The 15,282-nt window shown below is 56.6% G+C and carries 12 protein-coding genes; 8 read left to right on the top strand and 4 right to left on the bottom strand.

The window, feature by feature from the left end:
• Positions 1–6: 6 nt before the first annotated feature.
• From BM438_RS19690 to BM438_RS19660, 7 genes are all read left to right on the top strand, one after another.
• On the top strand, positions 7–1,431 hold the full coding sequence (locus tag BM438_RS19690; RefSeq protein WP_093636394.1) for a UbiA family prenyltransferase: 1,425 nt from the start codon (positions 7–9) through the stop codon (positions 1,429–1,431).
• A complete protein-coding gene (locus BM438_RS19685; RefSeq protein WP_093636392.1) occupies positions 1,428–2,747 on the top strand; it encodes an FAD-binding oxidoreductase in 1,320 nt (439 codons plus the stop codon). Before BM438_RS19690 ends, BM438_RS19685 begins: the two co-directional genes overlap by 4 nt.
• The gene (locus BM438_RS19680) at positions 2,744–3,484 is read left to right on the top strand and encodes an SDR family oxidoreductase (RefSeq protein WP_093636390.1); all 741 of its coding nucleotides are present in this window, start codon (positions 2,744–2,746) and stop codon (positions 3,482–3,484) included. Before BM438_RS19685 ends, BM438_RS19680 begins: the two co-directional genes overlap by 4 nt.
• Before the next feature lie 8 nt (positions 3,485–3,492).
• Positions 3,493–5,145 carry a hypothetical protein gene (locus BM438_RS19675; protein WP_143131726.1) on the top strand — a complete coding sequence of 551 codons (1,653 nt, stop codon included), beginning with the start codon at positions 3,493–3,495 and terminating at the stop codon, positions 5,143–5,145.
• A gap of 166 nt (positions 5,146–5,311) precedes the next feature.
• Positions 5,312–6,250, top strand: a complete 939-nt coding sequence (locus tag BM438_RS19670; protein ID WP_093636386.1) for an NAD-dependent epimerase/dehydratase family protein — start codon at positions 5,312–5,314, stop codon at positions 6,248–6,250.
• Between the two features lie 14 nt (positions 6,251–6,264).
• Positions 6,265–7,548 (top strand): NAD(P)/FAD-dependent oxidoreductase, encoded by a 1,284-nt coding sequence (locus tag BM438_RS19665; protein ID WP_093636384.1) that lies wholly within the window; start codon positions 6,265–6,267, stop codon positions 7,546–7,548.
• Between the two features lie 2 nt (positions 7,549–7,550).
• Positions 7,551–7,973, top strand: coding sequence for a GtrA family protein (locus tag BM438_RS19660; RefSeq protein WP_093636619.1), 423 nt, complete (start codon positions 7,551–7,553; stop codon positions 7,971–7,973).
• Between the two features lie 11 nt (positions 7,974–7,984).
• Here BM438_RS19660 and BM438_RS19655 read toward each other — a convergent pair whose 3' ends face one another.
• The 3 genes from BM438_RS19655 to BM438_RS19645 form a co-directional block, all read right to left on the bottom strand.
• Entirely contained in the window at positions 7,985–8,998 is a 1,014-nt protein-coding gene (locus tag BM438_RS19655; protein WP_093636382.1) for a methyltransferase domain-containing protein, read from the bottom strand.
• A gap of 430 nt (positions 8,999–9,428) precedes the next feature.
• Entirely contained in the window at positions 9,429–11,090 is a 1,662-nt protein-coding gene (locus BM438_RS19650) for a hypothetical protein (protein ID WP_093636380.1), read from the bottom strand.
• Between the two features lie 216 nt (positions 11,091–11,306).
• Complete coding sequence (locus BM438_RS19645) at positions 11,307–12,374, bottom strand: phytanoyl-CoA dioxygenase family protein (protein ID WP_093636378.1); 1,068 nt, start codon at positions 12,372–12,374, stop codon at positions 11,307–11,309.
• 145 nt (positions 12,375–12,519) lie between these two features.
• On the opposite strand from BM438_RS19645, the gene BM438_RS19640 reads away from it, so the two are divergent.
• Positions 12,520–12,918, top strand: coding sequence for a transposase (locus BM438_RS19640; RefSeq protein ID WP_093636376.1), 399 nt, complete (start codon positions 12,520–12,522; stop codon positions 12,916–12,918).
• A gap of 323 nt (positions 12,919–13,241) precedes the next feature.
• Here BM438_RS19640 and BM438_RS19635 read toward each other — a convergent pair whose 3' ends face one another.
• The gene (locus BM438_RS19635; RefSeq protein ID WP_167378423.1) at positions 13,242–15,206 is read right to left on the bottom strand and encodes a hypothetical protein; all 1,965 of its coding nucleotides are present in this window, start codon (positions 15,204–15,206) and stop codon (positions 13,242–13,244) included.
• Positions 15,207–15,282: the final 76 nt, after the last annotated feature.

Raw genomic sequence — 15,282 nt, 5'->3', positions numbered from 1 at the left:
CGCGAAATGCAATGGAAAACACTGGCGGTAGATCTGGACGGCACGCTGATACGATCGGATATGCTGATCGAGACGGGTTTTGCCTATCTGAAGGCGAACCCGTTGCGCTTTTATCGTCCGCTGGTCTGGATTGCCCAGGGCGGCAAAGCGCACCTCAAGGCAAAGCTTGCCGCAGCTACGCACGTCGACGTCTCGACCTTGCCCTATGACCCGAAAGTGATCGAGTGGCTCAAGCGCGAGCGTGCGGCCGGCCGCTCGCTGGTGCTTGCGACCGCCAGCGATGCCCGCTACGCCGAGGCGATCTCCGGGCATCTCGGCTTGTTCGACAAGACGCTTGCCACCGACGGCAAGGTCAATCTGTCGTCAGGCCGCAAGCGTGATGCGCTGGTGCGCGAGTTCGGCAACAAGGGCTTCGATTACGCCGGCAACTCACACGACGATATCGCGGTCTGGGAAGCGGCTGAGCGCGCCTATGTGGTGAATCCTTCGCCCGGCGTAGCGCGGCGGGCGCAGAAAATCGGCAACGTCGAGAGCGTGCTGCAGACTCGCAAGAACCCACTTCGCGTGTGGCTCAAAGCGCTGCGCGTGCACCAGTGGCTCAAGAACCTGTTGATCTTTATCCCGCTGCTGGCGTCTCATCAAGTTTCATCGCTGGAACTCGACCTGCGTGGCGTGCTCGCGTTCGTGCTGTTTGGCCTCTGCGCGTCGAGTGTCTATCTGCTCAACGACCTGCTCGATCTCGACGACGACCGGCATCATCCCACCAAGCGGCGGCGCCCGTTCGCCTCGGGTTCGTTGTCGATCGTCTGGGGCATGGTGGCGTTTCCGGTCCTCGCGATCGGTGCGTTCGCGGGGGCGCTGATCTGGCTGCCGTGGCGGTTTGCCGCCGTGCTTGCAGGCTATTACGTCCTGACGATGTTGTACTCGTTTGTGCTCAAACGCCGCGTGATTCTCGATGTCGTGGTGCTGGCGATGCTCTACACCGCGCGCATCATCGCCGGTACGGCGGCGTTCCGGATGAACCTGACGTTCTGGTTGCTGGGCTTCTCGATGTTTCTGTTTTTGAGCCTGGCGCTGGTGAAGCGCTATGCCGAATTGCATGCGACGCGCGTAGCAGGCGGCGCGAAAGCGCGCGGCCGCGGCTACATAGCCGACGACCTGTCGATGATCTCGTCACTTGGCGCCGCCTCCGGTTATCTTTCGGTGCTGGTGCTCGCGCTCTACATTCAGGACTCAAAGACGACGCATCTCTACAGTCATCCGCAGGTGATCTGGCTGGCGTGTCCGTTGCTGCTCTACTGGATCAGCCGCACATGGCTCATCACGCACCGCGGGCTGATGCATGACGACCCAGTGGTGTTCGCTGCCAAAGACCGCACGAGCTTGTTGACCGTCGCGCTGATGGGGCTGGTGTTCTGGTTCGCCATATGACGAAGCCGCTCAAGTCCTGGGGGCGTTACCCAGATCATCCGCAGGCGGGCCATGCCGTGCAGTGGCGCGACCGCCTGCAACCGGTACTGGCGCAGGTTGCCGGCGCCAACGGTACGACGCTGGCCTATGGCAATGGCCGTAGCTATGGCGACAGTTGTCTCGCTGCGAGTGATCAGGTTGTGTATACGCGGCCGCTCGATCGATTTATTGCGGCTGACTGGCAAACTGGCGTGGTGCGCGCGGAGGCGGGTGCAACGCTCGACGACATTTTGCAAATCGCGGTTCCGCGCGGCTGGATGCTGCCCGTCACGCCCGGTACAAAGTACGCAACGCTGGGCGGCGCAGTAGCCAACGACGTGCACGGCAAGAACCATCACGTGCGAGGCACGTTCGGCCGTCACGTGCGCCGCTTTGCGTTGTTCCGCTCGGACGGTGGGGTGTTCGAATGTTCGCCCGAGGAAAATGCCGAGTACTTTGCCGCAACGATTGGTGGCCTCGGACTCACCGGCGTGATCGCCTGGGTGGAAATTCAGTTGATGCCGATTCGCTCGAGCCGCGTCTCGGTAACAAGCATCCGATTTGGCAATCTCGACGAATTTTTTGCGTTGTCGGAAGAGCTCGACAGCAAGCACGAATACAGCGTGGCATGGATCGATTGCCTGAGCCGTGGGTCATCGCTTGGGCGCGGCATCTTCATGGTTGGCGATCATGCGGAGCGGGGTGGTCTGCAACTTCCGGTCAAGAAGAAGCGCGCTGTGCCGATCACGCCGCCGATCTCGCTGATCAATCCGCTGACGCTGCGCGCTTTCAATGCGCTGTACTACAACCGTCAGCAGCAGAAAACGGTGCAAAGCGAAGTCGATTATGACAGCTATTTTTATCCGCTCGACAGCCTGCTCGAATGGCACCGGATTTACGGCAAGCGTGGGTTCCAACAGTATCAATGCGTGCTGCCCCAGGTTAACTCCCGCGACGGCATGCACGCCATTCTGGAGGCAATCGGGCAAAGTGGTACGGGCTCGTTTCTCGCCGTGCTCAAGCGCTGCGGCGATGCGGTCTCGCCGGGTCTGTTGTCTTTTCCGATGGAAGGGGCGTCGCTCGCACTGGATTTCCCGCAGCACGATGAAAGCAATCGTCGGCTGTTCGAGCGGCTCGACGCGATTGTCCGGGAAGCCGGTGGACGCTTGTACCCGGCAAAGGACGCACATATGTCCGCGAGCGATTTCCAGCTCGCGTATCCGGCGTGGCATCAGTTGGAGGCATTGCGCGATCCCGCGCTGATGTCCCGTTTTTGGCAACGAACAACACAAACATGAAAAAAGTCCTGATAGTCGGTGCGACTTCCGCAATTGCCATCGCCTGTGCGCGCCGTTGGGCGTCCGAAGGCGCGACGCTGTTTCTCGTCGGGCGGCAGGCGGAGCGCCTGGAACAGATTGCCGCGGATCTCGTGGCGCGCGGCGCCAAGGCGGCGACGAGCCACGTGCTGGACATGAACGACTTCGACGCGCATCAGGCGATGCTCGATGCGTGTGTGGGCACGCTTGGCGGTATCGATGTCGCGTTGATCGCGCATGGCACATTGTCCGATCAGAAAGCCTGCGAACAGGATGTGAAGGTCGCGTTGCGTGAGCTGTCTACCAATGGGTTGTCGGTCATTGCGTTGCTGACCCCGTTGGCGAACCTTATGGAAAGCGCGAAGACCGGTGTGATTGCGGTGATTTCGTCGGTGGCGGGAGATCGGGGCAGGCCTTCGAACTATGTCTACGGCACCGCGAAGGCTGCGGTGTCTACGTTCTGTGAAGGCTTGCGCGCGCGGCTGTTCAAGTCGGGCGTACATGTGCTGACCATCAAGCCGGGATTCGTGGATACGCCGATGACGGCCGGTATGCCGCTCCCGGGGCCGCTTGTCGCCACGCCTGAGCGTGTCGCGAACGATATCGTTCGTGCGGTCGAGAAGAAGAAGGATTCGATTTATACGCCGTGGTTCTGGTCGGGGATCATGTTGATCATTCGATCGGTGCCGGGGTTCTTGTTTAAGAGGGCGTCGTTGTGAGGATGCGTTTGACGGCGATTGCCGCGTGGGTGCTCGGGCTCTGCGGCTTGTTCGTCGTTGTCAGTTGTGTCATTGGCGTCGTGAGAAGCTATTCTCCTGTGCCGTTCTGGGATCAATGGGACGGCTCTTTGGGCGGTTATATACGCTTCGCAGACAACTGGTCCGTGCTGTGGGAGCAACACAACGAACATAGACTGCTCTTGCCCAGGCTGATTTTCTGGACGGATATTCGATGGTTCGGCGGCCGTAATATCGTCGATCTCGTGGCGAATCTCGTCTTGCTCGCGGGTTTGGCTGCAACGGTTGGCCGGATCGTGTCGCGCGATGTCCGCCTGACGTGGATCGCGGGTATCGCGCTTGCCGGTGCGATCGCAACGATAGCGTTCTCCTGGATACAGGACGAGAACCTGACATGGGGATTCCAGAACCAATGGTTCGGCGTCTATCTGTTCGCGATGTTGGCGTTTGACGCATTGGCGCGTTGCCGTGATGCGTCTGGAAGAAGTGGTCAGTTTCTGCTGGCGTTGCTATACGGCGCGCTCGCCGCGTGCTGGATGGCTAGTGGCCTGTTGGTATTGCCGGTGCTGCTCGCTTTTTCACTTTACTTCGGTCTGTCAAAGCAGCGCGTTGCGTTGATAGGGTTCGCAACCGCTGTGGTATGGGCTGCATACTTCAGGCACTACGCGTCGCCGCCAGTGCACGGAAGCGTGACGAGCTCTCTACTCCATCATCCGATACAGATGGTCGAGTACGTGCTGCTTTATCTGGGTGCTCCAGTTTGGGCTGCGACGGCGCAGCTTTCGCTGACATACCTGGCCGGTGCCATTGTCGTGGTCGCTACACTGGCCGGTTTGTGGCTCGGGCGCAGCCGAGAGGTTCGCGCTCCCGCATTGCTTGCTTTCGCCGTTTTTGTATGCGGCTGCGCGTTCATTACCGCCGGGGGGCGCTTACCCTTTGGTATCGAATCTGCGTTTGCGCATCGCTACACCACGTCATCGCTATTTGCATGGTTGTCGCTACTGCTTTACTTCTGGGTCAACGCACCGCGCCCGCAGGCTCGCGCCGTGAACGCTGGATTATTTGCCTTGGCGCTTGCCACGGTTTTGTCGTATCAGGGTGCAGCCTTCCGGCCGGACCGGGATCAGTTGTTTGCCCGGAAGTTGGCCGGACTTGCGGTGCGCGAGGACGTATACGATGGCGAATGGACACATGTCGTGTATCCTGGGGGCGAGGCGCTTCGGATTACTTCGCAAGCCGCGCAGGCTCGAGGCCTGTCGATTTTCAAGCGATGCTCGCAAGACTATCCTTGCGCGCCTGAACAAACTACGGCGAGTCGCACCTGTGAAGGCGCGATCGATCTGATCAAGCCGACCGGCACGCCGGGCAGATATATGGCCAGTGGCTGGATTTACGATCAGGATGCAAAAGTGCAGCCGACGGAAGTTGTCATCGTCAATGCGCAAAACGACTTGCGCGGTTATGGGATTGTCGGCAGACACCGGCCAGATGTCGAGACGGTACTGAAGTTTAAGGGCGACCGTGTTGGCTGGACCGGTTTTTTCCGTGCCGATGATAAGACCATCCGCGTCCTGGCGAAACAGGGAGATACGTACTGTGCGTTGACCGAGGCAGGCAAAGTGCCGGAGCAAGTTGCCCAGTAGTGTGGATGCTACTGTTCGAACCAGACGGCGGTGATGAATTTGAATTGCAGCCCCAAATAAGAAGGGGCGTTTCACAAAGTTTAAAATGTCGCGTTATTTGACGCGAGCATGTGCTGGCCCGTGTGCCGCGCATTACCTAAACTCGAGTAATCTGAACGATAGATCAATGAACGATACGCGCATCATTCTCCCAGGCGGCGCCGGCCTTGTCGGCCAGAACCTTGTCGCTCGTCTCAAGCAGCGCGGGTATACGAACCTGGTCGTACTCGACAAACACCGCGCCAATATCGAAGTTCTGCGCAGCGTGCACCCTGACATCACGGTCGAGTACGCGGATCTGGCAGAGCCGGGCGACTGGACTCGTTATTTTGAAGGCGCGGCCGTTGTGGTGATGCTGCAGGCCCAGATTGGTGGCCCGACGCTCGAGCCATTCATCCGCAACAATTTGACGTCTACGACTCACGTGTTGGCGGCGATCAAACAGTTCAATATCCCGTATACGGTGCACATCAGTTCATCGGTCGTGGAATCCGTAGGTGACGATTTCTATACCGACACTAAGAAGCAGCAGGAAGAGATGGTGCTGGCGTCAGGCATTGAATGCGTCGTGCTGCGCCCGACGCTCATGTTCGGCTGGTTCGACCGCAAGCACCTTGGCTGGCTTTCGCGCTTTATGCAGCGCGTGCCGGTCTTTCCGATTCCCGGAAGTGGGCGTTACATGCGTCAGCCGCTCTACGCTGGCGATTTCTGCAACGTGATTATCAGTTGTATCGAATCGCGCATCAGCGGCAAGGTGTTCAACATCACGGGGCTGGAGCAAGTCGACTACATCGACATTATTCGTCAAATCAAGGCGGCTACGAATGCCCGTTGCGCGATCGTGCGCATTCCGTACGGACTGTTCTATGTGCTGCTGAAGGTGTACGCGCTGTTCGACAAAAACCCGCCTTTCACGGCGGATCAGTTGAAAGCGTTGACTGCCGGCGACGAGTTCGAGGTGATCGACTGGGAAGGCATATTCCAGATCAAGGCCACGCCGTTTGCCAAGGCGATGCATGAAACCTTCAACGACCCTGTGTACAGCCAGATCGCGCTTGAATTTTGAAGTAGGAAATAGTGATGACAGACGAAAAGATCGCGGTGTTGGGCGCGGGCCCCATGGGCCTTGGGGTCGCCTACCAGTTGGTTAAAGACGGGCGCAAGCCCGTTATATTCGAAGCAGACGACCGCGTAGGCGGCATGGCCGCGTGCTTCGATTTCGGTGGGTTGTCGATCGAGCGCTATTACCACTTCCACGCGATCTCCGATCACGCGTTCTTTGAAGTGCTGCGTGAACTTGGTATCGAGGACCAACTGAAGTGGGTCGAGACCAAGATGGGCTACTACTACCAGGGACATGTGCAGGCTTGGGGAAACCCGATCGCGTTGCTCAAGTTCAAAGGGCTGAGTCTGACGGCGAAGATTCGCTACGGCCTGCACGCGTTCCTGTCCACCAAGCGCGACGACTGGCGTCCGCTCGACCACGTTGAAGCGTCCGGTTGGATTCGCCGCTGGATTGGTGAAGAGGCGTGGGAAGTATTGTGGCGCCGGCTGTTCGACTACAAGTTCTACGACTATGCGTACAACTTGTCGGCTGCGTGGATCTGGAGTCGCATCCGCCGTATCGGCCGGTCGCGCTACGACTTGTTCCGCGAGAAGCTTGGCTATCTCGAGGGCGGCTCGGATACGTTGCTCGAGGGCATGCGCCGTTACATCGAAGCTAACGGTGGTGAATTCCGTTTGGGTTCGCCGGCACAGAAAGTTGTGATCGAGGACGGCGCCGTCAAGGGCGTGCAGGTCAACGGGGAAGTGCTGCCCTTCGATAAGGTTATCAGCACGATTCCGTTGCCGTATGTCCCGCGCGTCATTCCGGATTTGCCCGCTGACATTTCGACCGCGTTCCAGAGCGTGAAGAACGTGGCGGTGGTTTGTGTGATCGCCAAGCTGAAGAAGGCGGTGACGAAGAACTTCTGGCTGAACGTCAACGATCCGGATATGGATATTCCTGGCCTCGTTGAGTACACCAATCTCCGCCCGCTCGGTGAGCACATTGTGTACGTCCCGTTTTACGTGCCAGGCGAGCATGCGAAATACCAGGAAGCGGACAGTGTTTTCATCGACAAGGTGAAACGCTATCTGATGAAAATCAATCCGGCTTTGACCAGCGACGATTTCATCGATGTACGCGCGAGTCGTTATCGCTACGCGCAGCCGATTTGCGAGCCGGGCTTCCTTGACCGTCTTCCGCCGATCCAGCTTCCGGTGAAGGGGCTTCTGGTGGCCGATACGTCTTATTACTACCCGGAAGATCGAGGCATTTCTGAAAGTATCGGTCTGGCGCGAAAGATGGCGAGGATGCTGTGACGATGCCCGCAGGGACCGCGAAGGGGCGACTGGTGTCGCCCCGTTTCCTCAAATTCCTTCTGGCTGGCGGGGTTGCGGCCGGAGTGAATTTCGGTAGCCGGATCATCTTCAATAACTGGATGCCGTTTACGGCGGCGATCGTACTTGCGTATATCGCAGGCATGATCACCGCCTTCATTCTGACGAAGCTATTCGTCTTTACGGAGAGCGTTCACTCCACATCGCGGTCTGCGATGTTTTTTACGTTGGTGAATCTCGTCGCCGTGCTGCAGACGTGGGTGGTGAGCGTGGTGTTGGCTTTTCATGTCTTGCCGTGGCTCGGAGTTGTGTGGCACAAGAAGGAAATCGCTCACCTCGTGGGTGTGATCGTGCCCGTATTTACTAGCTATATTGGGCACAAAAAGCTGTCGTTCCGATCACACTAGGGCTGCATCGGTTACGCCCTTTGTCTCTTTCGGCGCAACGTTGAACCCAACGACCGCAGCGGTCCAGTGACTCTCCACGAAGTCGACTCTCTGAGGTCCTGGATCGTCCGGTGTGCCGCCTCCAATTTTCTTGAGAGCGCGAGATTGCGTGACCGCTCAAGCTCGAGTAGATCTGCGAGCGACTTGCTATTCGAGGCAGCAATGTGCGGCACGGAAGTCGTCGTCGCACTCTTCATGGCGGCCCAGCTGTTGACGATCTGCTGTTGATCGTCCGAAGCTTTTAGCGCGACGAAGAATTCGATTTCATAGCGCTCTGTGTCGAAAAAGTTATCACAGGCGAAGTGAACGAGTCCGGCGCGCGCCAGACTTTCAAACAGGCTCGCAAATGAGCGGGGTGTGAACGTCCAACAGTGCACGTCGTGGTATGTGCCGTTTTGGAACGAATCGGTTGCAGGTGGAATTGCGTCGGCAAATGAATGGCAACGCTCGACCGATTCTGCGTTCAATTCGGCATCCCAGGCGCGTTTGGGATCGACGTGGGAGACGTTCAGCAGATGGTCAAGAATGCATATGGGTTGCGGTACACGGGCATGCGCAATGTAGGCGCTTAGAACGTCACATAGCTCCGTTTCGCGGCGGATGAGATCAAAAGTAAAACGCTTATCGGGGACGACAAGTCTCAATTCTCCCTGCCAATTCAAAATGGAGTGTAGTTCCTCCAGCCATGTGATCAGATCGGGGACGTGTTCGATTACGTGAGACGCTATGACGTAGTCTACGGTCCTATTCTTCAGACATTCACGCAGTGTTTGAGCGCCCCATACGGCATCGATCTCAACAATCGCGTCGATGTCGACTGCGGAATTGGTCCGATACTTATTCCTTAAAGATTCGGTATCGGCATGATCGATGTAGATGACATCGCCCTCTGATTTCGTCACTACAGGACGAAATAGAGGCCCGATCTCAATACCAGTCAGTTGTTTCAGATTCAGGCCGTCGAGCAATTTCTGCTTGCGATTCATCAACTATTTCCTCGCGAAGTGAGCACTGAAATGACGCCGTTCACCTTCCTTGGCTAAAGCTGATACTTGCGCTGCTGGATGTCCGCTCGATTTGCATGCGAACTAGATAAACCCGGAATCGTGTCGTGAACGGACGTGAGTGACATCGGGACCCAGGTTTGTGGCTGGTTTGGGTAAACCCCTGGGTACAGAGATATTGCGGCGTCAAGCGGCGCGTGGCTCGTCCACGATTTTGCCTTTGCCCGCTAACTCGCCCATGATAGTGCCGGAAGCTACGAAAGGCTACGAGAAGCTACCAAAGGCTACGAGAAGCTACAAAGGCGATTTCTTTTACTCATCTTCCCGATAGGTCACCTTAAGGGGCGAATGTGAAGAAAGGCGACCATGGCGCGGTGCCCGGCGAGGGGGAGATCGCCGGAAGGATTTTATTTTAGGGGAGCTTGCAGAAGCGGCCGTGCTGGTAGACGTAAGCGGAGATGGGCCCTTCAGTTGCATTGGCGAATCCGGTCCACCCCGCGTCTTGCGAAGCCATTTTGACCGCCTTGGAAACGTCCAATCTACGCTCGCCCGAAACGCCATATCCAATCGTTTTGCCTTCAGCGTCGGTCAGGACGATAAGCAAGGTCTCACGGCCGGCAGTCGTCGCCCAGCCACTTGCATGTATAACGCCCTTGTCTGTGGACGTTGCGTCGAGATGCCCTAGACAGAAGCTTTGATCCACGCGGGCGGCATCGAATTTCACGACTCCGGCGTCGCGCAGCCAGCCGCGTCCGTACAGTCCGATTTCATAGTTGGCGGCGAAATTTGCGTTCGCTACAAACCAATCGTGCATCGAAGCTGGATAGATCGTCGCGTCATACTCGGGATGATCGAGACCGATTTTTTGGCCCAGTACCGCGAGCTTCCATTTGTACAGGTAGGCATTGTCTTCGAACGCCTGAGATTGGTAGAGCGCGGTGAACGTTAGCAGCGCAAGCGGGGCGACGGAGGCCAGGAGCCGCGTACGACGTGTGGTCACGACATCAAGAACGAGAAGCGCGAGAACCGCAAAGCTGATTACCACCGGCGTGGTGTAACGTCCCGACACCGATGCGCCGAGTCCGAGCATCCAGCGACTGTTCGAAGCGCCCATCGCAGAGGCAACAACAAGCCCGTACGAGGCGATAAGGAACGACCTGTATGGGGTCACCTGGGCCTTTGCGAACAGACGTACTGTGACAACTGTTGCGACCGCGAGCGATGCAATGCCGAACAGGGCAGATATCTTCAGACTCCATGTACCCCAATCCATGGCATTGGATGAAATCATCGCGGCGATGGTGTTCCATGCGAAAAACGTCGGATTCCCCATGAACGCCGCGAAGAATTTGAGCCGGATAAGCGAGATATGTGCGGCCGCAGGATCGATAGGCAGAATGGGTTTGTAGTACCCATGGAAATAGATCAGTGCGCACAAGGCACCGCCCGCTGCCACAATGAGAGATTCGCGGATAGGCCGACGCTGCAGAACGCCTTGGATCGCCATGACGCCGAAGGCAACAACGCCATTACCCATACTTAGCGTGGATGCGACGCAGAAGAGCATCGCCAGCGAGATTCGAAGTGGCCGGTTATCAGAGCGGGAGAATTGGGCAAAAGCCATCAGCGCGAACAGATAGACAGCAATGCACTGGCTCTGGAAACCCCACTTGATGTTTTCGGCTTGAACCCAGAGCAGCAGGAACCCGAGGATGAGGCCGACGACGAGTAGGGGAGGGTGTGATTCCTTGTGCCCGGATCGGTATTCGCGCCATAGCACAAGAGCCACGGCGAAGAGCAGGACGTAGTTCGCGACAATGGTGAAAACATTTCGACCGCCGAACAGAACGATGTCCAGCCAGAAGAGCACGCGCGAAAATACAATCCGGTGCTCCATGTGCTGAGCCCAGAAAACGGCGTAGTTGCCTTCAGTGAGGTCCTTGAAGAATCCTAGTTCTCCGTCCCATTGATCCCCATAAGGGATGGGCGAGAAAAAGTGATACCCGCCATAAATGGACGTGGCGACAATCAGGGCTGCAAGGAGCGAGGCCCAAATAGAGAGGGTGCGCGACAACGTATTCTCCGGGAATGGTCGCGCGAGTATGCCATATCGGATCACACGCGTTATTTGGGCATTCGGATCGTGAGGCTTCTGGCGTCGTCATGCCGGAACAGTCAGCTTGTACCGGTATCGGATGGTGCTGATGACGGTGGGATGTGCGCCGCGAAAATAGTGTCGTTGAACTTCACGCTCTGAAACAGAAAGCCGCCCTTTCGGGCGGCCGGTACGTCAAGCTTTGATTGCACGCCCCTCTCTAGCACCAAAATAACGATAGTGGTGAATCGGATCAACGCCAGCGGCCTTGACGTCAGGATTGGCGGCTAGATATTCTGCAGCATCGAAATCCGCAGGGAGCGGAGCGGCACGATCAATTTGTTGGAGGCGAGTCGCCAACTCGACGAATTCGCCCGGAATATCGTATCCGCAGTACTTATTCGGGGATCTTTCGCCAGTGAGGATGTTCATCGGTTCCCGAAACTTGACGGCGCCATACATCGGGTCAGAACTTAGGGGCGTGTAGTACGTGCAACCCTCGAAATAGTAATGTGTGACCTGCGACCAACGGGTTTTGGTCTTGTCCGATTGCTTCAGCCCACCATGAAGGAGGTTGGCAAGCCAAATGAGGCTTTGTCCCTTCTTAGGGGTAAAGAGTTTTGGCTTGATGCCATGCTCCTCAACCAAGGCTTCCCAAAGCGGCTCAAATGTCTGCTGGTTCCGCGAGCTAGGTGTCTCTACGGAGCAAACACCAAGATGTTCGTTCGTATAAATCGGCCACTTATGCGACCCCGGGTAGTAAATCAGCGGGCCAGCATCTTCATCGATGTCTTCAAGAGCGGTCCAGACGCCGCACATGAAGCGCTCTGGAACCGAGCTGAAATGTACTGAATCACTGTGGTAATGCTGCTGCGTGCCCACGGGAAAATTCAGAGTCTGAAACGGCCATGCCTGACGACCGAACAGGTTGCTCAGAAGCGAAATGATCTTGGCATTCGTTGCTAGCCGGCGCACGTTCTCATTATCTTTCCATGCGTCGATGACGCGCAGGCTATCGCCAGCATCGTATCCTTCGGAAAGCCAATATTCCCATTCGTACTTGTCTACCAGAGCTTGTTTGATTTGATCTGCTATTGAGTCGAACTCTTCGTCAGGAAAATCGATGATGGCGAAGCCGTCTCGGTAAAGGTCTTCTGCAACCCGGCGCGTCTCGTTATCAAACCCCGCCGTCGCGATTCCTTTGTTGAAGAACGGGCTTTCGATAAACGGGACCCCCGGCAATAGATCGCTGTGTATTTTCATTGGTCGATTGTTGGTATATACGATGATTTATCGCGGCAATAGCATGCCGCGGCCCCTTTGGGACCTATTGAATATTCACGTACCTTAATCGAGTTGTTTGCTGGCCGTCAAGATATCGTAAGCGCTTCTTGCAGAGTCGTATTAAATGACCTATCCAAGACAGTTCGACACCCATACATTGAAGGTCTTGGGAGTATCGTATCCACTAAAAATAGGTGGACACGCGAACACTATCGAAGAAGAAGCCCCGCTTGGCCGGCGTCGACGCCGTCGCTATAGCGTCGAGTTCAAAGCCCGGGTGGTGGCAACCTGCCAGGGGCCTAGGGTGTCGCTTGCGGCCATCGCGTTGTACCACAAGCTGAACGCGAATCTGCTCCGACGGCAGGTAGAACAGACAGAAGTAAACGAGCGCGTTCTGGTCGCACGCGGCGACGTGTCGGTGCCCTCGCCAGCGTCGCCCGCATTCTTCCAGTTGCGCTGGAGACGAGGAACGTACGCCGGGCTGAGATCCGCGTCGAAGTACGCCGCGCTGACCAGTCGATAACGATTAGCTGGCCGACATCCGAGGCAGCACAATGCGCCGCCTGGCTGCGTGAGTGGCTCGCGTGATCTGCATCGCTGGCAGCCGGCTGTGATCGTCGGCTAGCTCAACCCGTCAAGACGGGTTCCCCAGCCGCTTACGCCTGACTGATTCATCAAACCTTATCGAAGCATGACGCATGCGCAACGAAGCGGAGTTGATTTAGCACGATCCATTACATCAGCATGAGCGATGCGGGCACGACGTGCACTTGTCCGCCAAGACAAAGGTCGGGACTATGCCTCCGCCACGTTGATCAAGGGCGCCGAAGGCCTAAGCGTTGTGGCCTACATTGTCGGCGGCAAAAACAGGTTTGTTGCAATAGGTTGAGGATCAATGCGTAGAGTCTCGAGGGCGACGCGTATGTTCCTGCGCCAAAGACCGTTCGTCGACGTCGTCAACTTCATTTGCTTTACGCGCAACGCATCGGCGTTGCCTGATGCCATCGCTAGGAAGTCATTGTTCGACCTCACCAGTGGCGACAAGACGAAGCCTGTTTTTCCCATTGACGGAATGTAGCGAAACCGGAAAGTGCGGTCATCGGTCAAGGTCAATTCGATGAACACTTCAGGTAGCTTGTAAAGGCCGAGTGCTATCTGGCCGAGCAGTGTCGGCTGCATGTCAATCTTTGCGATCACGATTCCATTGCTTGGCGGAACCGTAACTGGGGTATTGATCGACGCTTCCGTATCGCTCAAGGGCATCAGTTCTGACGCGATGGGCGCGTTTCTACGAACCATGCGTAGATAACTTTGATCCGGGTTCGTTATGGAAAACCGGTCGACTATCGAATAGCGGGTGAGCAACTCTCGCCAACTGAGCGCATCTTCAATCGACGGTAACCGATGATCGATGGCGATGACCGTGAACATGATGTTCTGCGGAGCGTTGACACCGACCAGATGTTCCGCGTTCATTCGATCAAGTTTCGGTGTGTACGCTGAGTAGCTTTGAATGATCGGTCGCGGAGCCCATTTAATGTCATTCGCAAACAGAATATCCATTCGCATCGGATAGACGTCGGCTGTTCCCGTGATGTTGGGGAGCGGCGCCCGATCATGAATCTCCTGTTTCGTCGCAGCGAACATCTGGGGGAAGGAGTCCAGTCCAGTTACACGTCTAGCGAGCGTGTCGAACAGCGGCCTGTAGACGTCATGTGTTCGTTGGAGCACGAGGTCGCGACGAAAATCTGGCAATGAATGCTCAATCACACCCCATCCGAACAGCGTCACCAGAGCGACCACGATGCCTTGTCTGGCCGACAGCATTGGTGCGAGCGACAACCCGACGGTAAGAAACGCCGCTGCCGCGATACGCGGGTGCATGTCCTGACGCACAAACCCCGACTTGAAACACACGAACAGATAGAAAACAAAGCCCGCAATCGCGATTGCACCCAACAAACCGCGCGAACGGACTACATAGAAGTAGAAAACCAAAACACAGAGAGATGCTGCTATAAGCCAGTGATAGGCCTGTGATACGTGCCCTTCTATAGACATTGCCTCGGAATATCCCGAGATTATCGGCGCCTGGGCAAGGAAGAATTGCGGTAGCGCGTCAAGCGGTTGGCCGGTCCAAACCCAACCAGATGCCATTGATAAAAGCGTGATCACAACAACCGCTACTGCCATCCTGAGATGCTGCCCGCGGACAAGCATGCCCACTGAGAGAGCGAGTTCCACCGCAACAAGGCCAGAAAAGCTCGCCTTTATTAGTGGCAGGATCCCGATCGACATGGATACTGCGCTGACAAGCAGCGCAGCCGACGAGGTCATCTTGATGCGCGCGATGCTACCGGGCGGCAAGCTGATACGAAACGCGATGAGCATCAACAAAAGCGGCGGCGTCATCAACGTTGCATCCCGCACCCACGATTCGGCGCCTAGCAGCGGAAGCAGCAGGAGCAGTAGCGGCCTATTGTTAAAGCTAAGCAGGGCAAAGCCAGCGCAATACCCGATCGCAATGATCGCGCTCCCGATGAGTGCGATTGGGTAGGTTGCGGGATGGTATAGCTGGGTATAGACCGAGGCAAACGGACCAAACGTGAAAATCACGTCTCGCCCAAAAACGAGATGATTGGCGACGGCCTCATTTAGTGCATATGTCCAGACCTCGACGCTGCTCATGGCAGGTCCAAACGGCATGATCGACAAGCCGGCGATAAATAGCGACAGCACCGCGAGGACTTTGATCGGTGTTCGCAGGCTCAGAGCTGCAACTTGTTTTGTTTGATTGATTGTGGCGCTCATGTGTGTCGCGGACGAAGAGGGGCAGCGCGAATAGTAACAAAATGGTTGTGTTCCAAGTCTTCGACTTCAAAACTCG

The sequence above is a fragment of the Paraburkholderia aspalathi genome, assembly GCF_900116445.1.
Taxonomy (GTDB): domain Bacteria; phylum Pseudomonadota; class Gammaproteobacteria; order Burkholderiales; family Burkholderiaceae; genus Paraburkholderia; species Paraburkholderia aspalathi.
This window is presented reverse-complemented; position numbering and strand designations above follow the sequence as displayed.